15 protein-coding genes are annotated in these 20,647 nt (G+C 67.9%); 7 read left to right on the top strand and 8 right to left on the bottom strand.

Annotation, left to right across the window (positions count from 1 at the left end; translation table 11 throughout):
* Positions 1-5: 5 nt before the first annotated feature.
* Positions 6-866: a c-type cytochrome gene (locus ACY34H_RS02185; RefSeq protein ID WP_464975840.1), complete on the bottom strand. Its 861-nt coding sequence runs from the start codon at positions 864-866 to the stop codon at positions 6-8.
* An 82-nt stretch (positions 867-948) separates the two neighbouring features.
* On the opposite strand from ACY34H_RS02185, the gene ACY34H_RS02180 reads away from it, so the two are divergent.
* Genes ACY34H_RS02180 through ACY34H_RS02165 form a run of 4 tightly spaced genes read left to right on the top strand, consistent with a single transcriptional unit; the run spans position 949 to position 5,226 of the window.
* Positions 949-1,338, top strand: coding sequence for a c-type cytochrome (locus ACY34H_RS02180; protein WP_464975839.1), 390 nt, complete (start codon positions 949-951; stop codon positions 1,336-1,338).
* The gene (locus ACY34H_RS02175; protein WP_464975838.1) at positions 1,335-2,357 is read left to right on the top strand and encodes a cytochrome c oxidase subunit II; all 1,023 of its coding nucleotides are present in this window, start codon (positions 1,335-1,337) and stop codon (positions 2,355-2,357) included. Before ACY34H_RS02180 ends, ACY34H_RS02175 begins: the two co-directional genes overlap by 4 nt.
* Positions 2,354-4,909, top strand: a complete 2,556-nt coding sequence (locus ACY34H_RS02170; protein WP_464975837.1) for a cbb3-type cytochrome c oxidase subunit I — start codon at positions 2,354-2,356, stop codon at positions 4,907-4,909. The genes ACY34H_RS02175 and ACY34H_RS02170 overlap by 4 nt, the downstream gene beginning before the upstream one ends.
* Positions 4,910-4,923: 14 nt before the next feature.
* Positions 4,924-5,226, top strand: a complete 303-nt coding sequence (locus ACY34H_RS02165) for a hypothetical protein (RefSeq protein WP_464975836.1) — start codon at positions 4,924-4,926, stop codon at positions 5,224-5,226.
* A 7-nt stretch (positions 5,227-5,233) separates the two neighbouring features.
* On the opposite strand, the gene ACY34H_RS02160 is transcribed toward ACY34H_RS02165, so the two are convergent.
* Positions 5,234-5,980, bottom strand: a complete 747-nt coding sequence (locus ACY34H_RS02160; protein WP_464975835.1) for a DUF481 domain-containing protein — start codon at positions 5,978-5,980, stop codon at positions 5,234-5,236.
* 157 nt (positions 5,981-6,137) lie between these two features.
* Here ACY34H_RS02160 and ACY34H_RS02155 point away from each other — a divergent pair, with 157 nt between their 5' ends.
* The 3 genes from ACY34H_RS02155 (at position 6,138) to ACY34H_RS02145 (ending at position 9,148) form a co-directional block, all read left to right on the top strand.
* A complete protein-coding gene (locus ACY34H_RS02155; RefSeq protein WP_464975834.1) occupies positions 6,138-7,298 on the top strand; it encodes a DNA topoisomerase IB in 1,161 nt (386 codons plus the stop codon).
* A gap of 125 nt (positions 7,299-7,423) precedes the next feature.
* Positions 7,424-8,215, top strand: a complete 792-nt coding sequence (locus ACY34H_RS02150) for a hypothetical protein (protein WP_464975833.1) — start codon at positions 7,424-7,426, stop codon at positions 8,213-8,215.
* 9 nt (positions 8,216-8,224) lie between these two features.
* A complete protein-coding gene (locus tag ACY34H_RS02145; RefSeq protein ID WP_464975832.1) occupies positions 8,225-9,148 on the top strand; it encodes an NAD(P)/FAD-dependent oxidoreductase in 924 nt (307 codons plus the stop codon).
* Between the two features lie 157 nt (positions 9,149-9,305).
* Here ACY34H_RS02145 and ACY34H_RS02140 read toward each other — a convergent pair whose 3' ends face one another.
* From ACY34H_RS02140 to ACY34H_RS02115, 6 genes are all read right to left on the bottom strand, one after another.
* Complete coding sequence (locus tag ACY34H_RS02140) at positions 9,306-10,595, bottom strand: glycosyltransferase (protein WP_464975831.1); 1,290 nt, start codon at positions 10,593-10,595, stop codon at positions 9,306-9,308.
* A gap of 100 nt (positions 10,596-10,695) precedes the next feature.
* The gene (locus ACY34H_RS02135; protein WP_464975830.1) at positions 10,696-12,483 is read right to left on the bottom strand and encodes a glycoside hydrolase family 2 protein; all 1,788 of its coding nucleotides are present in this window, start codon (positions 12,481-12,483) and stop codon (positions 10,696-10,698) included.
* Positions 12,484-13,059: 576 nt separating this feature from the next.
* A complete protein-coding gene (locus ACY34H_RS02130) occupies positions 13,060-14,358 on the bottom strand; it encodes an NCS2 family permease (RefSeq protein WP_464975829.1) in 1,299 nt (432 codons plus the stop codon).
* Positions 14,359-14,456: 98 nt separating this feature from the next.
* Positions 14,457-16,178: an ATP-binding cassette domain-containing protein gene (locus tag ACY34H_RS02125; protein WP_464975828.1), complete on the bottom strand. Its 1,722-nt coding sequence runs from the start codon at positions 16,176-16,178 to the stop codon at positions 14,457-14,459.
* A gap of 151 nt (positions 16,179-16,329) precedes the next feature.
* Positions 16,330-18,138 (bottom strand): phytase, encoded by a 1,809-nt coding sequence (locus ACY34H_RS02120; protein ID WP_464975827.1) that lies wholly within the window; start codon positions 18,136-18,138, stop codon positions 16,330-16,332.
* Positions 18,138-20,639 carry a TonB-dependent receptor gene (locus tag ACY34H_RS02115; RefSeq protein WP_464975826.1) on the bottom strand — a complete coding sequence of 834 codons (2,502 nt, stop codon included), beginning with the start codon at positions 20,637-20,639 and terminating at the stop codon, positions 18,138-18,140. Before ACY34H_RS02115 ends, ACY34H_RS02120 begins: the two co-directional genes overlap by 1 nt.
* Positions 20,640-20,647: the final 8 nt, after the last annotated feature.

Genomic DNA, 20,647 nt, shown 5'->3' with positions numbered 1-20,647 from the left:
TCTCGCTAATCCCGGCTGAGCAGGTAGGCAGCCATGTCGCGCGCATCGCGTTCGGTCACGCCGAGCGTGGGCATGGTGGTGTGCGGGTCGATTTCGTGCGGCACCCGGATCCAGCGCGCCAGGTTGTCGGCGGTGTTGGGCAGCACGCCGGCCACGTACTTGCGCTGCGACAGGCCGGCCAGCGGGGGACCGACGAAGGTGTCCGGACCGGTCACGCCGGGGATCGCGTGGCAGGCCTGGCAGGCATACTGGGTGAGCGCCATGCGGCCGCGCTTCGCGTCGGGATATGCCGGCACGGCGGCGGCATCCGACTGGCCGGCGGCGGCGGGCGGGGCGGTGGCCTCGACCAGCGCGCGGTAGCTGCCGCGCGTCTGCGCCGGGAAGCGCTGCAGGAAGGCCACCAGGTCCCACAGCTGCTCGTCACGCAGGTGATACTCCCAGGCCGGCATGCCGGCCATGCGGATGCCGTGCCGCGTGATCCAGTACAGTTCGCGCGGCTGCCAGCGCCGCACCGCGTCGACCAGCGGACCCGGTATCGGCTGCATGCTCTTGCCGACCGGCGTCTGGGCAACGCCAGGGGCGCCGTGGCATTGGACGCAATGCTGGTGGTACAGGTGCGCGCCGCGCACCACGCGCGCCTGGTCCGCGAGCGGCGGCGCGGTCACGTTGCGGGAATGGAAGCGCACCGATTCGCGCATGCCTTTCTCCAGCACTGAATACACCGGCTGGAAATGCTGCTGCGTGGCGGCCACGTTGTACCAGCCGGCCTCCAGCACGATCCAGCCGCCAAGGGCGGCGGCGGCGGCCAGTGAAAGCGTGGTCGCGAGGGCGGTCTTGACGATCAGTCGGAGTCGGTTGGAAGCCATGCAGGGGTGCGCACCGTTGAAAAAAATCCATGATGTGTTTGTTTTATTATATGGATTCTTCCGTTTTCTGCAGGAACAGTACGTGCGCGAAACACTACGATGCCCGATCACCGCCGCCTTGCTGGCCGCCGCGATGGCTGGCTCGCTGGCCGGCTGCGGTGACGACGCGCCGCGCATCCAGCGCGTGGCCGGCGGCGACGCGGCACGCGGCAAGGCGCTGCTGATGCAGTTCCAGTGCGGTGCCTGCCATTCGATTCCCGGCGTGGAGGCGGCCCGCAGCACGGCCGGTCCGCCGCTCGATACCTTTGGCCGCCAGAGCTACGTGGCCGGACGCCTGCCGAACATGCCCGAACCGCTGGTGCGGTGGATCGTCGATCCGCCCGGCGTCAAGCCCGGCACGCTGATGCCGAACCTGGGCGTATCGCCCGAGGATGCGCGCCACATGGCGGCCTACCTGTATACCCTTCGATGACGGCGGCCCAGGTAACAGCGGCCCGGACCACGGCGGCTTCGCTGGCGGTGCCGCCGATGGCCGTGCGTGCTGCGCGGGCGCCACAACAGTCGGCGCTCGATCCGGCCGGCCCGGATGCGGCGCTGATCGACCAGCTGGGCTGGACGATGACGGTGGGCGCCTTTGTGATACTGGCCGGTGTGATGTACCTGGTGGTGCGCGCGCTGCGCGCCCGCGGTACGGTGGGTTCACGCGCGTGGATCATCGGCGGCGGCCTGCTGTTGCCGCTGGTCGTGCTGACGGCGCTGCTGGCATGGAGCCTGGCCAGCACGGCAAGCCTGTCGCGGCCTTCCTCGCTGACGCCGCTGCGCGTGGCGGTCACCGCGAAGATGTGGTGGTGGGAAGTGCGCTACATCGATCCGGCGACGGGACGCGACGTCGTGCTGGCCAACGAAATACGCATTCCGGCCGGCCGCCCGGTCTACCTGGCGCTGACCACCAGCGATGTGATCCACTCGTTCTGGGTACCGGCGCTGGCCGGCAAGGTCGACATGGTGCCCGGCCGCGTGCATGGCCTGACGCTGCGCGCGGACCGGCCCGGTACCTGGCGCGGCCAGTGCGCCGAGTTCTGCGGCACGCAGCACGCGAAAATGGCGCTGCATGTGGTGGCACAGCCGCAGGGCGAATTCGACGCCTGGCTGGCGGGCCAGGCGCGGCCGGCCGCGGCCCCGGCCAGCGCGCAACTGGCACGCGGCCGGCAGGCGTTCCTGGAACGGCGCTGCGCCGCCTGCCACGTCGTGCGCGGCGTGACCGAAGGCGCCGGCGAAGCCGGGCGGGATGCCAGCGCGGGGCCTGACCTGACCCACGTCGGCAGCCGCCTGTACCTGGCGGCGGGCACGCTGCCCGTTCACCAGGGCACGCTGGCCGGCTGGATCGCCGACCCGCAGTCGCTCAAGCCGGGCGTAAGGATGCCCGCCGCCAGCGGCCTCGAAGGTGCCGAACTGCGCGCGCTGGCGGCCTGGCTGGAGTCGCTGAAATGAGCCAGGACAAGCGACCGGACATGTTGCCGAACCCGCTGCCACGCCCGCCGGAGGAGCTCGAACGCCTCGAGGAAATCTGGCGCACGCCGCGCGGCTGGCGCCTGCTCAGTTCCGTCAACAACACCGTCATCGGCCTGCTGTACATCGGCACTTCGCTGCTGTTCTTCCTGCTGGCAGGGGTGCTGGGCCTGCTGATCCGCATGCAGCTGGCGGTACCGGAAAACGACCTGTTCGGGCCTGGTACCTACAACCAGATCTTTACCATGCACGGTACCGTGATGATGTTCCTGTTCGCGATTCCGGTGGTGGAGGCCATTGCCGTCTACCTGCTGCCGGGGATGCTGGGCGCGCGCGACCTGCCGTTCCCCCGGCTGTCGGCGTATGCCTTCTGGGCCTACGCGTTCGGCGGGCTGGGCTTCTTCTGCACGCTGTTCGTCGGCCTGGCGCCGGATGGCGGCTGGTTCATGTACCCGCCGCTCACCGGCAAGGCCTATTCTCCCGGCCTGAACGCCGACTTCTGGCTGCTGGGCATCGGCTTCATCGAGATCTCGGCGATTGCCGGCGCCATCGAGCTGATCATCGGCATCCTGTTCACCCGCGCGCCCGGCATGACTTTGCAGCGCATGCCCGTCTATGCCTGGGCGATGCTGGTGGTGGGCGTGATGATCGTGTTCGCCTTCCCGGCCGTGATCGCCTGCACCGCGCTGCTGGAGCTGGAGCGGGCATGGGACTGGCCGTTCTTCATCGCCGAGCGTGGCGGCGACCCGATCCTGTGGCAGCACCTGTTCTGGTTCTTCGGCCACCCGGAGGTGTACATCATCTTCCTGCCGGCGGCCGGCATGGTGTCGACAATGATCCCGACGATCGCCGGTACCGCGCTGGTCGGGCGGCGCGCCGTCATCGTGGCGCTGGTGGGCGTGGGCTTCTTCAGCTTCGGCCTGTGGGCCCACCACATGTTCACCACCGGGCTCGGGCACCTCGAGGCCGGCTTCGCGTCGGCGGCCAGCATGGCGGTGGCGGTGCCCACAGCGATCCAGCTGTTTGCCTGGATCGGCACGCTGTGGAACGGCACCGCGCGGCGCGGCCGGCTGGCCATGTCGCCGCCGGCCTTGTTCATCCTGGGCTTCCTGTTCATCTTCGTGCTGGGCGGACTGACCGGCGTGATGGTCGCCGTCGTGCCCTACGACTGGCAGGTGCACGACAGTTACTTCATCGTCGCCCACTTCCATTACGTACTCATTGGCGGCATGGTGTTCCCGCTGTTTGCCGCGCTGTGCTACTGGCTGCCGCTGGTCAACGGCCACGCGGTGCCGGCGCCTGTGGCGCGCTGGTCGTTCGGCCTGATGTTCGGCGGCTTCAACCTGGCATTCTTCCCGATGCACATCACCGGCTTGCTGGGCATGCCGCGGCGCGTCTACACCTACCCGTCGGGGCTGGGCTGGGAACTGCTGAACATGCTGTCGACCGTGGGGGCATTCGTGTTCGCCGCCGGCGTGCTGCTGTTCTTCGGCGGCATGGTGCGTGCGTTGCTGAAACCCGAAAAGGACCCCGGCAATCCGTGGAACGCCGGCACGCTGGAATGGCTGCCGTCCGAATCGTACGCAACCCGCAGCATTCCGCAGGTGGATTCGGCCGATCCGCTGTGGAGCAGTCCGGACCTGGCGCGCGAGGTGGAGCAGGGCCGGCACTGGCTGCCCGGCACCGTGACCGGCAAGCGCGAAACGATCGTCACCACGCCGGTCGGCGCGCGGCTGCGCTACCTGCTGGTGCTGCCGACGGACAGCTGGCTGCCATTCCTGTCAGCGGCCGGCACGGCCGGCTTCTTCCTGCTGCTGACGGCGAAGCAGACGATGGTGGCGTGGATCTGCGGCGTCGTTGCCATCGCCACGCTGCTGGCATGGCTGTGGGAGCAGGATCGCCCGGCGCCATGCCGCGAAGCGAAGATCGGCAGCGACAGGGCCGGCAACGACGTCGTACTGCCGGTCGGCGCCACCGGTACCGCAAGCCATTCGTGGTGGGCCACCATCATCATGCTGATCGTCGATGCCGGCGTGTTCCTGTCCTTCCTGTTCGCGTATGTGCACGTATCGATGCGTCTCGACGTCTGCCCGCCGCCCGGCGCCCGGCTGCCGGCGCCTTGGCTGGCCGCGCTGTCGTTCGCGCTGATGGCGGGCGGCGGGCTGCTGGCCGCGCTGGCCCGGCGGCGCCCGCTGGCGGTACGGCAGGGCGCGTTGCGCTGGCTGTTCGGCGCGGCGACGGTCGCGATGGCGGCAGGCTTCGGCCTGGAACTGGCCGGCCAACTGAATAGCGGGCTGAGCCCGACCAGCCATGCCTGGAGCGCGGCGGTGTCGGCAATGCTTGCGTACCAGGGGCTGCACGTGCTGCTGTGCCTGATTACGGGCGGGTACGTGATTGCCCGCTCGGCGTGCCGGCACCTGACGCCGCACAGCCGCGGCTCGCTCGATAACACGGCGCTGATCTGGTACTACACCGTGGTGCAGGGCGCCGTCATCGGCATCGCCGTGCACATCTGGCCACGACTGATGGGATGACCGCGGGGACGAGCATGGGCGACCGGTTCTGGAGCAAGCTGTGGCAGGGCACGGCACCGCTGGTGCTGTGGGCGGCGCACTTCTTTTTCTGCTATCTGTATGCGGCCAGCGGCTGCCGGCCGGAGACGTGGACCGTGCTGCTGGGCGTCACGGTGCTGGCGCTGGGCGCCGCCGGCTGGCTGGTGCGGGTGGCATGGCGCGCCGGCGATGCGCCGCGCGGCGTGCTGCACATGGCGCGGCTGGGCGGCGCGATCCTGGCGCTGGCGGCGATCGCATGGGGCGCGATGCCGCTGCTGGTCCTTGGAGGGTGTGCCTGAGCGGACGCTAGAACGAATACACCAGCGTCAGCGAGGTCTGCGTATCGGTGTTCTTCTTCTCGATCGGCACGTTGGAATCGTTGCGGGCGCTGAACGCGGCCTTCATCTGCATGGTGCCGTTGATCTTGGTCGACAGCGCCGTTTCGGCCACCGAGTGCGTGTTCGACGTGCCGCGTTCCACGGCCAGCGTCTGCGTGAACAGTGCCGCGTCGCTGATCTGCCAGCGCATGTTGGCGGCGCCGCGCACGGTGAGGCCATCTTCTTCCTCGCCGGTGGCGCGCACGCCGGAGAAATAACCGGGACCCAGTTCGACTTCGACGATCTTGGTCTCGGACTTCAGCAGTCGCGTCGAGCGGCCGACCGAGAGTGACGAGTAGCGCGAATAGGCGCCGAAGCGGTCATCCACGTGGGAACCCAGCACGAACAGCCGTTCGCCTTCTTCCAGCAGCTTGTAGGCGGCACGGGCGGACAGCGAGAAACGTTCGGCCGAGCGCACGTACTTCTTGTTGCCTTCGCTGGTCTGCGTCTGGTCTTCCTTGAAGAAGCCGGACAGGATGTACTGGTTGCTCCAGTCCTCCAGCTCCTGCCGCGCATCGATCTTGCCGGTGACCGAAGTACCGGTGGTATTGCCGGAGGTGGTGATGGCGCCCAGTTCGGCGGACGTGTTCCAGGTGCGTTCTTCGATCGTGTCGGCGCCGAACGCTGCGCCATGCCCGAAGGCCATCGCGAGGATGAGTACAGAGCGTGGAATCATTGGCTGTCTGCGTCTGGTAAAACGGTGGACCCGCATTGTAACCCAGCATGCGGCACCGTGCCCAACCCGACATTGCAAATAAGGCATGCATGTTGCCTACCGTACGGAACCCCATGGCGGCGGCTGTCACACTGGCTTCACCTTGAGGAGTGTGCCGATGAAACCCGAAGAACTGGTCACCGATCCCCCGCTCGCGGCCCGCGCGGCGGGGCTCCGCTATGTCACCGACGGCAAGCCGGGCCTGTCCCGCGTCGCCGCCGCCGGCGGCTTCCGCTACCTTGCCGCGGACGGCAGCGCGGTCGATGACGAGGCCACGCTGGCCCGCATCAGGGCGCTGGCGATTCCGCCGGCGTGGACCGACGTATGGATCTGCGCGCAGGCCAGCGGCCACCTGCAGGCCACCGGCCGCGACGCGCGTGGCCGCAAGCAATACCGTTACCACGCGCGATGGCGCAGCGTGCGCGATGAGGTGAAGTACGAGCGCATGATCGCGTTCGGCCAGGCCCTTCCCGGCATCCGCCAGGCGGTCGATGCGGCATTGAAGCTGCCCGGACTGCCACGCGAGAAGGTGCTGGCCACCATCGTCTACCTGCTGGAGCACACGATGATGCGCATCGGGAACGAGGAGTACGCGCGCGACAACAAATCGTTCGGCCTGACGACGCTGCGCAACCGCCACGTGCGCATCGACGGCCGCGAAGTGGAATTCCGCTTCCGCGGCAAGAGCGGCGTGTTCCACGACGTGAAAGTGGCCGACCGGCGCTTGGCGCGCATCATCGAGCGCATGCGCGACCTGCCGGGCCAGGAACTGTTCCAGTACGTGGACGACGACGGCGCCACCCACGCGATCGACTCGTCCGACGTCAACGACTACCTGCGCACCATCACCGGCGAGGATTACACGGCCAAGGATTTCCGCACCTGGTCGGGGACCGTGCTGGCGGCCCTGGCACTGCAGGCGTTCGAGAAGTTCGATTCCGAGACGCAGGCCAAGAAGAACGTCGTGAGGGCAATCGAATCGGTGGCGAAGAAACTTGGCAATACGCCGTCGGTGTGCCGCAAGTGCTATGTGCACCCGGCCGTGCTGGAAGCCTACATGAGCGGCGCCGAACTGGCCGCGCTGCGCGCCCGCGCCGAGGAAGAGTTCACCAGCGAATTGCACGCACTGCAGCCGGAAGAGGCGGCCGTGCTGGCGCTGCTGCAGGAACGGCTGGCCAGGGCTGCGGACGAGCCAAGGCCGGCCAAGGCGAAGAGCAGGCGCAAGCCCGGGCGCAATCCTTCCCGGAAGGCGGCGCGCGCGCTGGCGGCCGCGGCATGACGTCCCGGCATGACGGAAGCGCAGGACGCGGGAACCGTTCCGACCGACCGGTGCGGCATGCTCCTACGGTCGGGCGGCGGCGGGCATGACAGAATCGGCGCACCACGAAACGAAAGGAGAATGCCATGAAGGTTCATTCGAAAATAAATGCCGCACTCTTGGTGGCGGGCCTGCTGGCCGCCTCGGCCGTGACAGCGCAGACTGTTACCACGCCGGCCACCCCGGCATCCGGCGGCCAGGTGAACACGGGCGTCAATACCGGTGTCAATACCGGCGTGAATCGGGGCAACGCCCCGGCAATCCCGAACCGCGCGCCGGCTCCCGCGCCGCTGAACGGCGCCGCATCGCAAACCGGCGGTGACATCGGCACGCCGGGCGTGACGACGCCGCTGGGCACGCTCGGCAATACCACCAGCGGCGCCTCGCTGTTGCCAGCGCAGACCGGTTCGTCCACCCCCACCATTGCTCCATCGACCGTGCCGAGCGTGACGACCGGGCCCGGGTCGCTGAGCGGTTCTACAACAATGAGCCCGGCCGGCACGGCCAATCCGACCGGCACGCCATCCGGGGCAACGACCGGCGGCACCTATAACAGCGTCACGCCGGCCGGCACCAACCGCTCCGCCACGACGCGCGGCGCGCTGGGAACGCAGGCGGGCGGAACGACATCCGGCGCATCGGCTACCGGCACCGCCGGCAGCGGCATGACGACGGGTACCAGCGGGACCGGGACCGGCACCAGCGGCACCAGCACCGGCACCAGCGGCACCACCACCGGTACCAGCGGCACCAGCGGCACTTCTGCCGGCAGCAGCGGTACTACCACGGGCACGTCGGGTACCGCGACGGGAACTTCCGGTTCCGCCAGCGGTAGCTCCGGCACCGGCACCGGCACCACGGGCGGCACAACGAGGTAATTGCCTGTGGTGAGCGAAGTACGTGTTTGCGAAGTACTGATCGTCGGCGGCGGGCCCGGTGGCCTGACCGCCGCGGTGTACCTGCGGCGCTTCCGCCGTGACGTGATCGTCGCGGACAAGGGCCACAGCCGCCTGTCGCTGATCCCGCTCAGCCATAACTATCCCGGCTTCCCCGGCGGCGTGCCGGGCCGCGAGCTGCTCGGCCGTTTGCGCGAGCAGCTCGCATGCTATGGCGGGGAGGTCGACGATATCGAGATCACCGCACTGGAGCGGGTGGACGGCGTCTTCGTCGCGCGCCACGATGGCGGAGAGATCCATACGCCGGTGGTGTTGCTGGCGACCGGTGTCGCCGATGCCGGGCTGCCTGTCGACGGTTGGCCGGAAGCGGTGGCCGCCGGCGCCGTCCGCCTGTGCCCGGTTTGCGACGGCTACGACATCCTCGACAAGCGCGTTGCCGTGGCGTCGCAGCCGCATAACCGCACCGGCCATGCACTGTTCATGCGCACGTTCTCGTGCGACGTGACGCTGTTCGAACGGGAACCCGAGGCGCCGCTGTCCCCACGGGAGGCGGAACAGCTGCGCATTGCCGGGGTGCGCTACGTCGACTCGCCACTGAAGGGCGTGACGCTGACCGATGCCATGGAGCCGGTACTGCATACCGAGGATGGCGCCGATCACCGCTTCGACGTGTTTTATCCGATGCTGGGCGAAAAGGCCCGCTCGGGCCTGGCGCGGGCGCTCGGTGCGAAAGCCGGCGAGTGCGACAAGCTGGTGGTGGACGACCACGGCCGCACCACCGTGCCCGGCCTGTATGCGATCGGCGACGTGGTACTGGGCCTGAACCAGATCAGCGTGGCGACCGGGCAGGCTGCAGTTGCCGCCACCGCGATCCACAATGCGCTGCCGTGGCGCTTCCGGCGGCGCGGGGCGTAGCCCTCAGCAGCCGCCCGGCGATCCGTCGAGCAGCGAAGGCGCCAGGCAGCGGACTGGAAATCACTGGATATCACTGAATATCAATGAGTACCAAGGAAAAACGGCGGCCGATGGCCGCCGTTTTTCATGGCCGGGAACGATGCGCTCCCGTACCGGCTCACTCCGCTTTCACGGCCGGCTGCGCGCCGGCTGCGGCCGCCACTGCCGGCGCCACCTGGTAGGCGGCAGGGCCGCCGATCAGGGAGCCGACCTTGGTGCTCGTCGCGGTGGTGCGCAGCGGGTTCACGTTGGGCGCATTGTGCGGCGCTTCGCCGTACGACATGTCGGGCGCTGTCAGGCGGGTGAACTTGCGGGCCGGCGTCGTCGATTCGATCAGGTCGCGCATGCGTGCCGCGGTGTTTTCCCACGACGTCTTGGCGACCACGTCGCGCATCTTGCGCTCCATCTCCGCGGTTTGATCGGCCGTCTGCGCCAGGGCCGCCTCGACGTGGGCGACGAATTCCTCGGCCGTATGGCCGATCGCGACCACATGCGAGTACGGCTGTTCCACGTCGCGGATCGGGGTCGACACGATCGGCAGTTCGGCGGCCATGTACTCCAGCACCTTGGTTGGGCTGATGAACTTGGTTGCCTCGTTGATCGCGAACGGCATCAGGCACACGTCCCAGCCAGCCAGGAACTTCGGCAGGTCGTCATAGCCGCGCTGGCCCATGTAGTGGATGTTCGGGCGCTGCGGCAGGTGCGCCGGGTCGATCTTCACGACCGGACCCACCAGCACGATCTGCCAGTCGGGGTTGGCATCGGCGATCTTCGCTGTCAGTTCGGTATCGAAGCGCTCGTCGATCACGCCATAGAAGCCCAGGCGCGGATGCGGGATGTGGGCCTGGTCGGGATGGCTGGCCGCGCGGTCCAGCGCATGGGAGAAATGCTTCGCATCGACCGAGCTGGAGAAGCAATGGGCGTTCGCGTGGCGGTTTTTCTTGGCTTCGTACAGGCTCGGGCCGCCGGTAAACACCAGGTCGGCGATGTTGAGCAGCGCGGTTTCCCGCTGCAGCAGCTGGCGCGGCGGATTCTTGAAGGCGGACAGTTCGTCCATGCAGTCGTACACGACGAGGCTGGCATGCAGTTGCGGCAGCAGCGGCAGCGCCATCGGCGTGTAGAACCACACGATGGGATCTTCGCCTTCCGGCACCAGCTTGGCGACCATCGGCTGTACCAGCGGGATCTGGTCGTCATGGAAACCATGCTGCTGCACCGGCGTGTGCGGCTGGCAGACAGTGATGTTCGGTGCCGGCTGCCAGGTCTTCATGAAGCTTTCGCCGTCATGATGAATCGGCTCTTCCACCAGCACGATCTTGTAATGTTTGGCCAGGCGGGTCAGCAGGTGCTGGGGACGCTGAAAGACAAAGTCCCAACGCAGATGGCAGAACACGATAATGGTCGACATGGTTTCTCCCTTGCCCATAATGGGTCGTTAATTGTGGGTCGTAAATTTGGTCAAGCTAATGCCGCGCGACAGGGCCTGCGGGGGCGCGCGCCCCGTTGCGCTATACCGGTTCAGGCGGATCCTGCGCGACAAGCTGGACGCTGCGGGTAGCGGCGCTGATCTTTTCGAACGGAATCTTCGGTGTGCGGTCCGCGTTGAGCAGCCCGTTTGCTTCCTGATACGTGTCGGCGAACTGCGTGTAGCAGAAGCCGGAAAACATTTGCGTCTCGTTCACGACCTTCAACAAGGCGGTGTAGTGTTCGTAGAACGACTCGGCCGTGTTTGCCCGCGAATAACCCCATGTGTCGATGTCCGGTGCCTTCGTGTCGAAGGCGATGCCGCCGAACTCCGTCAGCACGATCGGCTGGCCGCGGTGCGGGAACCCGTCCAGCGTCAGGATGCGGCCGCCGGGGCGGCGCTGGTCGAACAGCGTGCGTGCCGGATCGCTGACCTCGTAGCGCGCCTTGATGCGCTGCGGATCGCTGTCGTAATCGTGGATGCCGAGGATGTCGGTGGCCGAAGCCTCCCATCCATCGTTGCCGATCACGGGTCGCGTCGAATCCATCATGCGCGTCATGTGATACAGCGCTTCCACGGCGTTCCGGTGCGCCTGCATCGACGTCAGGTTCGGCACACCCCACGACTCGTTGAACGGTACCCACACGATCACGCACGGGTGACTGTAGTCGCGTTCAATCGCTTCCTGCCATTCCTTGATCAGCCGCGTCATCGACTTCGGGCTGAACGAGTACGCGGATGGCATCTCTTCCCACACCATCAGGCCCAGCTTGTCCGCCCAGTACAGGTAGCGCGGATCTTCGATCTTCTGGTGCTTGCGCACGCCGTTGAAGCCCATCAGCTTGGCCAGTTCGACATCGCGCTTCAACGCCGCATCGTCAGGCGCCGTGATGCCGCTGTCCGGCCAGTAGCCCTGGTCCAGCACCAGGCGCAGCGGATACGGCCTCCCATTGAGCATGAACCTGTCCCGGTTGATCGCCACCGAACGCAGTGCTGTATAGGATCGTACCGTTTCCAGCTCTTCGCCGTCGCACCGCAGGGTGAGCTCCACATCGAGCAGGGTGGGCTTTTCCGGGCTCCACAGCAGGTCGTTGCGCGAATCGTCGATGCCGGGGTCGGAAATGGCGATCTTGCGATGCGCTTCCTGGCCCATCAGCTTGTATTCGTCGTCGGCCAGCAGCACCTCGCCATGCCACAGTTTCACCTCCACCGTCAGCTTCTCGCGGCGGTCGCCGGCGGCCAGGATGTCGCAGCCGATCTCGAAGCCATCGAAGTGCGGCGTCCACTTGATGCCCTTCAGGTAGGTGGCGGGAACCTGTTCCAGCCAGACGGTCTGCCAGATGCCGGTGGTGCGCGGATACCAGATCGAATGCGGCTCCAGCTGCCAGTCCTGCTTGCCCCGCGGCTTGGCCAGGTCATGCGGATCGTCTTCGGCGCGCAGCACGATGACCTGGCGCTGGCCTTCGACCAGCGCGTCGGTGACGTCGACGCAGAACGACGTATGGCCGCCCTGGTGGGTCGTCACGAGGCGGTCGTTGACCCACACCTTGGCTTCGTAGTCGACCGCGCCGAAGTGCAGGATCGTGCGCTCGCCGCGCCCTTCCATGTCGAATTCGAGGCGGTACCAGGCGACGGTATGGAAACCCATGTCGTGGATGCCGGAAAGCTTCGTCTCGGGGGCGTACGGCACCTGGATCTGGTGCGTCCACTCGATGCCCTCGTCGGGGCGGCAGAAGCGCCGCTCGTCGTCGTACGCGAACTGCCATGTCCCATTCAGGTTCTGCCATTGTTCGCGGACCAGCTGCGGTCGCGGATATTCGAAATCACTCATGGGATCCTCTTGTAGTTATTGGCGCGGCACGACGCTGCGCAAGCCCCGCCGAAGCCGGCGCCCATGGGCGGGTACCGTGCCGGTGGAAGGCGTTGCGCGGCAACCTGGTCAGATGGCCGGGCACGGCGATCGCTGGTGCGTCGCCGCGCTGGTCGTGGGGGGAACCTTTCAGCGGCGTGCCGCAAACCGTGGTCATGCATCCGCCCCGTGCGCCGCCGGCGCCAGCGCCAGCCGGACCGTGATGCCGGCGTGGTGCTGTTGCTGACTGACAGTAGGCGTGGCGATGCATGTGAAAGGTTCCCGTTCTCGATGGCTTCGAGTGGCAATCCTATCAAGTATTGATTCAGCCCTAAGGCAATTCCGCGCGGCAATAGTCAGCGTTTTCGGCTCAGCAGTTCGTAACTATTGGTTACTTCGAGGGGCTAATGCCGTCCGCTATGAAGGAAGGCTGACCGACGGTTAAATCCATGTAGGAGAAGTCTTGCAATGGGCATGGTCAAGTGCTGACACCATGAAAGCAATTTTTCGCAGCCAGCAATACCCTTCAGCCGGCGGCAGGGGCCGCCGGCGATGGAATCACGCGCCCAGCCAGGTGTACTTGAAGAGGAAGACCACGGCGATGATCCACACCACGGCCTTGACTTCGCGCACTTTGCCCGTCAGGAGTTTCAGCGCAGCATAGGTGATGAAGCCGAACGCAATGCCGTGGGCAATCGAATACGTAAACGGAATCAGCAGCGCGGTAACAGCCGCCGGGATGCTCTCGGTGCTTTCGTTCCATTCGATATCGGCCAGGTCGCGCAGCATCAGGCAGGAAACGAACAGCAGCGCCGGCGCGGTGGCATAGGCGGGCACGACACCGGCGAGCGGCGAGATGAACAGCGCCGCCAAGAACAGCAGTGCCACGACCACGGCCGTGAGGCCGGTGCGGCCGCCGGCCTGCACCCCGGCCGCGCTTTCGACGTAGGCGGTGGTGCTGGAAGTACCCATCACGGCACCCGCCACGATCGCCGTGCTGTCCGCCATCAGCGCTTTGTTCAGCCGCTCCATCTTGCCTTCGACCAGCAGGCCGGCGCGCGCCGCCACGCCCATCAGCGTGCCGGTGGCATCGAACAGTTCGACGAGGAAGAACACCAGGACCACGTTGAGGATGCCGGTGCCGAATGCGCCGCCGATATCGAGCTGGCCAAAGGTGGGCGCCAGTGACGGCGGCGCCGAGAAGATGCCGTTGAAGGTATTGCCGCCAAAGAAGAACGACAGCACGGTGACCAGCACGATGCCGATCAGGATGGCGCCTTTGACGCGCAGCCGGTCGAGCGCCACGATCATCAGGAAGCCGACGATGGCCAGCAGGGCCGGCGCCTTGTGCAGGTCGCCGACGGTAACCATCGTGGCCGCGTTCGCTGTGACGATGCCGGCGCTTTTCAGTGCGATCAGGCCGAGGAACAGGCCCAGGCCGACGGTGATCGCCGTGCGCAGCGAGGTGGGGATGCCCTTGACGATCATCTCGCGCAGGCCGAAGATGGAAATGATCAGGAACAGGCAGCCGGAGATGAACACGGCGCCCAGCGCCGTCTGCCACGGCACGCCCATGCCGAGCACCACCGCGTAGGCAAAATAGGCGTTCAGCCCCATGCCGGGCGCCATGCCGATCGGATAGTTCGCGTACAGCCCCATGATCAGCGTACCGAGCGCCGCCGCGAGACAGGTGGCGACGAACACCGCATCCTTCGGCACGCCGGCATCGGCCAGGATCGCCGGGTTGACGAAGATGATGTAGGCCATCGTCAGGAAGGTCGTTACGCCGGCCACCACCTCGGTGCGCACGTCGGTCCCGGCTTCCTTCAGTTTGAACAATTTTTCAGCGATCGACACGGCGTGTTCTCCCCAATTGTTGTGTTATCGGGCGAAGCATACCATCCGCTTCCGATGGCGAAGCCATGCGCGGGGCGATATAGTAATAAGTATTGCATTCATATAACTCTGCGCTGTTTTTGTGGATCGGCTTGCGGACTGCATGTTTCCAGCCGCCAGCCGGCCGCGCTCCAGTGCAGCATATGGGTCAGCCGCAGCGCGTCCAGCAGCCGGTCGTCGTGCGAGACGATCGCGAACGCACCGGGCCACGCGGCCAGCGCTTCTTCCAGGGCCCGCAGCGCCGGCAGGTCGAGGTGATTGCCCGGTTCGTCGAGCAGCAGCAGGCGCGCGCTATCGCGCCGCCACAGTGCACAGGCCAGCGCCGCCTTGATGCGCTCGCCGCCCGACAGGGCGGCGGCCGGCGTTGCCAGCCGCGCCGCATCGAGCCCCAGCAGTGCCAGCCGGCCGCGCAATGCCGCTTCGGGCAGCGCGCTGCCCAGTTGCCGCAGCCGCTCCAGCACCGTGACTTCCGGTGGCAGCAGGTGGCTGGCATGCTGGTCCAGCCAGGCGCACGGCACGCGTGCCGAGCATATGCCGGCGCGCGGCGCGACGTCGCCCGCCAGCATCTTCAGCAGCGTGCTCTTGCCGCAGCCGTTCGGACCCGCGATCGCCAGCCGGACGGGACCGGCCAGTACGAGGTCGAGCGGCCGGGCATCGGCCGGCCACGGCGCCAGCGCGCCCTCGCAGGCGATGACGGTACGCCCGGTGGGCACGGCGGCGGCGTCCAGCAGCAGCGCCGGCAGCGGCGCGGTGTCGAGCGCCAGCGCGGCGATGCGAACCGCATCGTCGAGCCGGGCGTGCATCTGCTCAGCCTGGCGTGCCTGCCGGCCCGCGGTGGCCTGGGCACCGGCCTTGCGGCGGCCAAGCAGGATGGCGGCCTGGTTCTCGCTCCTGGCGGCGCGGCTGGCGCGGGCGTTGCGCTGCTGGCGGGCATCGTGCTCCTCGCGCAACTGCCTCGCGCCAGCCTGGCGCGCTGCGCGTGCATGGTGCAATGCCGCCTGCGCCGCCGCGGCCCTGGCGTCGCACTGGGCCTGGTAATGCGTGAAATTGCCGCCATGCGCGTGCAGGCCGCGTTCGTCCAGTTCAACGATCGACGTCATCGTCTCGAGCAGGGCGCGATCGTGGCTGACGGCGATGACGGCGCCGGGCCAGGCAGCCAGCCGGTCCAGCAGCCAGGCCCGGCCCGCACGGTCCAGATGGTTGCTCGGTTCGTCGAGGACCAGCGTCGCGCAGGCGGACAGGCAGGCGCCGGCCAGTGCGACGCGGCCCAGCTGGCCACCCGACAGCCCGGCGGCCGGCATGGCGGGATGCAGGTCGGGCAGGCCGGCGTCGGCGAGCGCGGTGCAGAAGTCCGCCGCCAGGGTCCAGCGGTCATCGAGCAGCACCAGGTCGTCCGGCGTGCCGTGGCCGGCGGCCAGCCGGTCCGCCGCGGCGAATACATGGCCGAGGCCGGCGACATCGGCCACGCTGGTATCGGCGTCGACATCGATGTGCTGGGGCAGATACCACACCGTGCCCCGGGCAACGGCGCGGCCCCGGTCGGGCGCCAGCAGGCCGGCCAGCAGGCGCGCCAGCATGCTTTTGCCGGCGCCGTTGCGGCCGACCAGGCCGGTGCGGCGGTTGCCGAAAGTGAAGGTCAGGTCGTCGAACAGCGTGCGGCCGCCGGGCAGGCGCAACGTGATGCCGTGCAGTGCGATGGAGGCGGTTGACGATGCGGTCGCCGATGCCGATGTTGCCGATGCCGATGCGGCGGCCAGCGTGGTGGCGGGAGAATGAGCCATGGATGAGCCTTTCGAGCGCGTGAACGATCCGGCCGTGACGGCGCGGGAGTACGGTGCGAAAGCTCAGATGGTCATTTGGGGGGAGTGCTCCGGAAAAAATGCCCGCCGACACCGGCGGGCAGGGAGAAGTCTAAACCAATTTCACGCCATGTCAATCCAGGCCGAGCGCGCGGGCGATGTCGTCCCAGGCCACCAGCTTGAAGTTCTGTGGTCCGTCGGGCATGCGCTTGTAGCCGTCCTGCACCACCAGCATGCCGCGTCCGTACGGCCCGCCAAGGTTGGCCGAGGTGACTTCCAGGCCATCGGTCTCGGATGCGCCGTCGATGCCGTCGGCCACGTTGACGCCGATCCGGAACGCGCCGCGCACCTTGTACGGCGCGGCGGCGTCCAGCACCACATAGCTGTCGTTGCCCTGGCTGGACACGACCACGTAGCTGCGCTGCGCGGCGCGATAGATGCCGACGCCTTCGACGTCCGCCTTCAGCACGCCGCCGGCCGGCAGCGCCATTGTCAAGGTCGCTTCGCGTGCCGCGTCGGCGCTGGTCACCCACAGCCCGCGACGCTCCTCGCCGACGAACAGCTGGCCGCTGGCTTCGTCGGCCACGCAGCCTTCCGGCTGGCTGGCCGTGCGGAAGCGCCGCACCACCTGCGCGGTGAACCTGCCGCCGTCGCGGCCGATCCGGTAATGCAGGTAGCGGCCATCCTTGTCGTTGACGAACGCATCGAGGCCGCCGGCGGCGGGGCGGTACACGCACGCGCCATAGATCTCGGCAAGCTCGGTCGGCAGCCGCGCCGCTTCGCTCACGGTGCCATCGGCGGCAATCGCGAACAGCACCATCAGGTTGTCGTCACGCTGCGTGGCCAGCGCCAGGTCGAAGCGTTCGGCGCCGAACGCCACGTCCTGGCGCACGTCGACGTTGTTCAGCCGGCCCGCTTCCAGCAACTGCCGCTGGCGGCCCTGCAGGTCGTACACCAGCAGGCCCTGTTTCTTGTTGGTGCCCAGCACGCGCGACGCCGCCGGGTCGGTCGGATGCAGCCAGATGGCGGGATCGTCGGCGGCATCGCCGTTGCGCGCCACCGGCTCCGTTTGCGCCCGGGGCATCACGACCGGCAGCGGCGCGGCCGGCGTCGCCGCTTTCAGCGCCAGCGGCACGCTGCGCCATTCTTTTTCGCCACGCGCCAGCAGGCGTCCGCCGGCATCGACCGCCACATTCTCCATCGCCTTGCCGGCAAGCGCGGTTGGTGTCCAGGCGTCGCCGCTGCGGCGCCACGCATGCAGCGTGCCCTTGCCGTCGACGGCCGCCACGCCGCCCGGCACCACGGCCAGCGCCTGCGCGCCGCCGGCCAGCTTGCCGAACGGCGGCGCCAGGGCTACGGCGCGGCGCGCCGGCGCGCCTTCTGCGTCGGCCCGGTAGGCCCACACGCCGATGCCTTCCTCGGCCACGTACAGCGTGCCGGTGGCATCGTCCACACGGCAAGCCTGCACATGCGGGGGCAATGCCAGCCGGCGAACGCGGCGCGGCGCATCGCCGTCCAGCAGCCATTGTTCGGCCTGGCCATCCTTGCCGACCAGGAAGGCGTAGGTCAGGCGCTGGGCGTCGCGGTACAGGCAGGCCGCCTCGATGCCGTAGCCGGTGTCGGGCAACGGCGGAAAGGCAGCCAGCGTCCCGGCGCGCGCATCGGCGCGTACGGGAATGACGCGCTCGGCGTTGGCGTCGGTGACGATGGCCAGCGATGCGCCATCGGTGCCGGTGCGCACGTCGACCTGGCGGCCGCGGACCGGCAGGCTGGCGCGTTCCGCGCCGGCCGCATCGACCAGGCGCAGGGCGTTCTTGTCCAGCGCCAGCCAGCCTTGCGGCAGCGCGGCGAGATCGCGCGCCTTTGCCACGGCAGGAGGGACTGGCTGGGCGTGGGCTGCCAGCGCGGTGGCCAGCAGCGACATCATGACGACAGGCTTCATCAGAACAGGCTCGCTTTCAGGCCGATTTTATAGGTGCGGCCATATTGTTCGTACTGGACGTTGTGCGACTTCACGCCCTGGTACACATAGTATTTTTCGTTATTCAGGTTGCTGGCCTCGAACGACAGCTGCCAGCGGCGGTCGATCTGCCAGGCCAGCGAGAAGTCGAGCTGGGTCTGCGCATCGACGATCCGGTCGGCGCCGGCATCGAGCACGTTCTCGCCCAGTTCCAGCAGGTACGGCGACTTGTAGTTGACGGCGAGACGGGTGCTGATCGGACCGTGCTCGTAGCCGATCATCGCGTTGGCCATGCGGTTCGACTGGCCAGGCATGCGGATCGTGCGGCCCACGCGGGTACCGGCATCCTCGTCGAAGCTGTCGATGCCGGCGCGCGAATGCGTGATGGCGCCGTTCAGGCCGACGAGCAGGCCGTTGAACGGCGCCGGCAGCATGCGCAGCGGCTGCTGCCACGCCAGTTCGATGCCTTTCACCTTCGCGCTGTCGCCATTCGCGTAGGACGTGGCGGTGGTATAGCCGGCCCATTGGCCGCTGCCGGCCAGGTTGGTCGCGTAGGTGAAATTGCTGATGTCCTTGTGGAACACATAGGCCGACATCGTGCCGTCGTTGCCCAGCACCCGTTCGATGCCCAGGTCGAGATTGTGCGATTTCAGCGGCGCCAGGTCGGGATTGCCGATGGTGGCTTCGGTTGCGCTGTCCAGGCTGACGCCGGGAGCGAGCTGGCTGAAGTTGGCGCGCACCACCGAGTTGCTCCAGGCGGCGCGCACGCTGGTGGCGCGATCGAGGTCGTAGCGGGCCTGCAGCGTCGGCAGCCAGTTGGTGTACGAACGGCCGGCGCGGCGCGGCGTGATCGTTTGCGTTTCTTCGCCGTCTTCGTCTTCGACGACGGCGATCTGCTGGCCCAGCGCCTTGAAACGGGTGCGCTCGGCGCGTACGCCGGCCAGCAGCGACCATGCGCCGCGTGCCAGCGTGCCCTGCACGTAGGCGGCGTCGATGTCTTCGCCGATCGAAAAATCGTCCAGCGCCGATTCGGCGGCCTGCCGGGCACCGGCGCGCGGCAGGCTGGCGACGCGCGCGCGGATCCTGGCCGGGTCCAGCGCGGTGCCGATCGGGCCGAACGCGTAGTCCAGCTGGTGCGTGCCGGTGAAGCCGCTCATCGAGCGCGAGCCGGCGCCCCAGTAGTTCGGGCTGGCGGCGCTGCTGCTGTCATAGGCCCACTGGTCGGTGTCGTTTTCCTTGTTGCGCCGGCTGGACTTGACGCCGGACTTGATGGCGAAGCCGTCGTCGAACTCGCGCGTCAGGTCTAGCCGCAGCGCCCTGGCGCGGTCTTCGGCATAGCTTTGCTGGAGCGTGATCGCGTTCAGGATGTAGCTGGCCGGATCGAACGCGGCGGCCGGCGCGACCAGGCGCGGCGCCATGGTAGTGGTAAAACCGATGCCCTTGAAACTGCCGCGGAAGCGGGCATCGTTGACCGATTCCGGCGCGTCGTCGGTGGCGCGGCTGGCGGTCGCCTCGGCATGTACGCGCCAGCCGTCGAAGCGGCGGTCGGCACTGGCCGTCAGCGAGCGGATCTCCTGCGTGTACTTGCGCTGGCGCAGGCGGCGTTCCAGGCGCGCGTCGTCGGTCTCGCCCTCGGCCAGGTCGTCGTTCTCCACGTTGCTCACGGTGAGCCGGTCGCGTACTTCATCGTCGGAGAACCGGCTGACGAAGCCGCGCAGCGCATAGCTGGACGCGGCATCGGGCCGCCAGTCGAGGTTCAGCGCGGCGGCGTAGCGCTCGCGCACCGGCAGGTAGTCGCGCAGTTCGAAGCCTTCCAGCCGGTCGCCGCTCCAGGCGCCGCCGGTTTCCACGTTGTCCGAGCCGAACTTGCGCTTTTCGCCGGACAGGCCGGCCGCCACGCCCAGCTTGCCGCCGGCGAAGCGCTGCGCCCACAACAGGTTGGCATTCGGGCTGTTCTTGCCGGTATTGGTGTCATGGCTGGCGCCGGCGCCGACCGTCAGCAGGGCGCCGGGCAGGTCGAAGGCGGACAGCGTCTTCACTTCCACCGTGCCGCCCAGCGAGTTGGCATCCTGGTCGGGCGTCAGGGTTTTCGACACTTCCAGCGTGCGGATCAGGCCCGCCGGCAGTACGTCGAGCGCCACGGCGCGCGTGCCGGCCTCGGGCGACGGTACCAGTGCGCCGTTGATCGTGACGGCGTTCAGGTCCGGGCCGAGGCCGCGCACGGTGACGTAGCGGCCTTCGCCCTGGTCGCGCTGCACGGCTACGCCGGGCAGCCGCGCCAGCGCCTCGGCGGCGTTCTTGTCGGGCAGGCCGCCGATGCCGTCGCTGGAGACGACGCTGACGATGTTGTCGGCCTTTTCCTGGGCGGCGATGGCATTGGCGAGGCTGACGCGCTGGCCGGCGATGACGACCGTCGGATCGCCGGCGGCATGGGCGCCGGTGACGGCCAGCAGGCCGAGGGCGGGTAGGGCAAGGTGTCGCATGGGTTGTT

This window comes from Pseudoduganella sp. jia 9 (assembly GCF_055502615.1).
Note: the sequence above shows the minus strand (reverse complement) of the source record. Positions and strands in the feature narration are given on the sequence as shown.

What these genes read in the sequence shown, in the direction of transcription:
- ACY34H_RS02125 (WP_464975828.1), bottom strand. Translation starts at nt 16,178, where the DNA reads ATGGCTCATTCTCCCGCCACCACGCTGGCCGCCGCATCGGCATCGGCA.
- ACY34H_RS02160 (WP_464975835.1), bottom strand. Translation starts at nt 5,980, where the DNA reads ATGATTCCACGCTCTGTACTCATCCTCGCGATGGCCTTCGGGCATGGC.
- ACY34H_RS02165 (WP_464975836.1), top strand. Translation starts at nt 4,924, where the DNA reads ATGGGCGACCGGTTCTGGAGCAAGCTGTGGCAGGGCACGGCACCGCTG.
- ACY34H_RS02140 (WP_464975831.1), bottom strand. Translation starts at nt 10,595, where the DNA reads ATGTCGACCATTATCGTGTTCTGCCATCTGCGTTGGGACTTTGTCTTT.
- ACY34H_RS02170 (WP_464975837.1), top strand. Translation starts at nt 2,354, where the DNA reads ATGAGCCAGGACAAGCGACCGGACATGTTGCCGAACCCGCTGCCACGC.
- ACY34H_RS02155 (WP_464975834.1), top strand. Translation starts at nt 6,138, where the DNA reads ATGAAACCCGAAGAACTGGTCACCGATCCCCCGCTCGCGGCCCGCGCG.
- ACY34H_RS02115 (WP_464975826.1), bottom strand. Translation starts at nt 20,639, where the DNA reads ATGCGACACCTTGCCCTACCCGCCCTCGGCCTGCTGGCCGTCACCGGC.
- ACY34H_RS02175 (WP_464975838.1), top strand. Translation starts at nt 1,335, where the DNA reads ATGACGGCGGCCCAGGTAACAGCGGCCCGGACCACGGCGGCTTCGCTG.
- ACY34H_RS02150 (WP_464975833.1), top strand. Translation starts at nt 7,424, where the DNA reads ATGAAGGTTCATTCGAAAATAAATGCCGCACTCTTGGTGGCGGGCCTG.
- ACY34H_RS02185 (WP_464975840.1), bottom strand. Translation starts at nt 866, where the DNA reads ATGGCTTCCAACCGACTCCGACTGATCGTCAAGACCGCCCTCGCGACC.
- ACY34H_RS02135 (WP_464975830.1), bottom strand. Translation starts at nt 12,483, where the DNA reads ATGAGTGATTTCGAATATCCGCGACCGCAGCTGGTCCGCGAACAATGG.
- ACY34H_RS02120 (WP_464975827.1), bottom strand. Translation starts at nt 18,138, where the DNA reads ATGAAGCCTGTCGTCATGATGTCGCTGCTGGCCACCGCGCTGGCAGCC.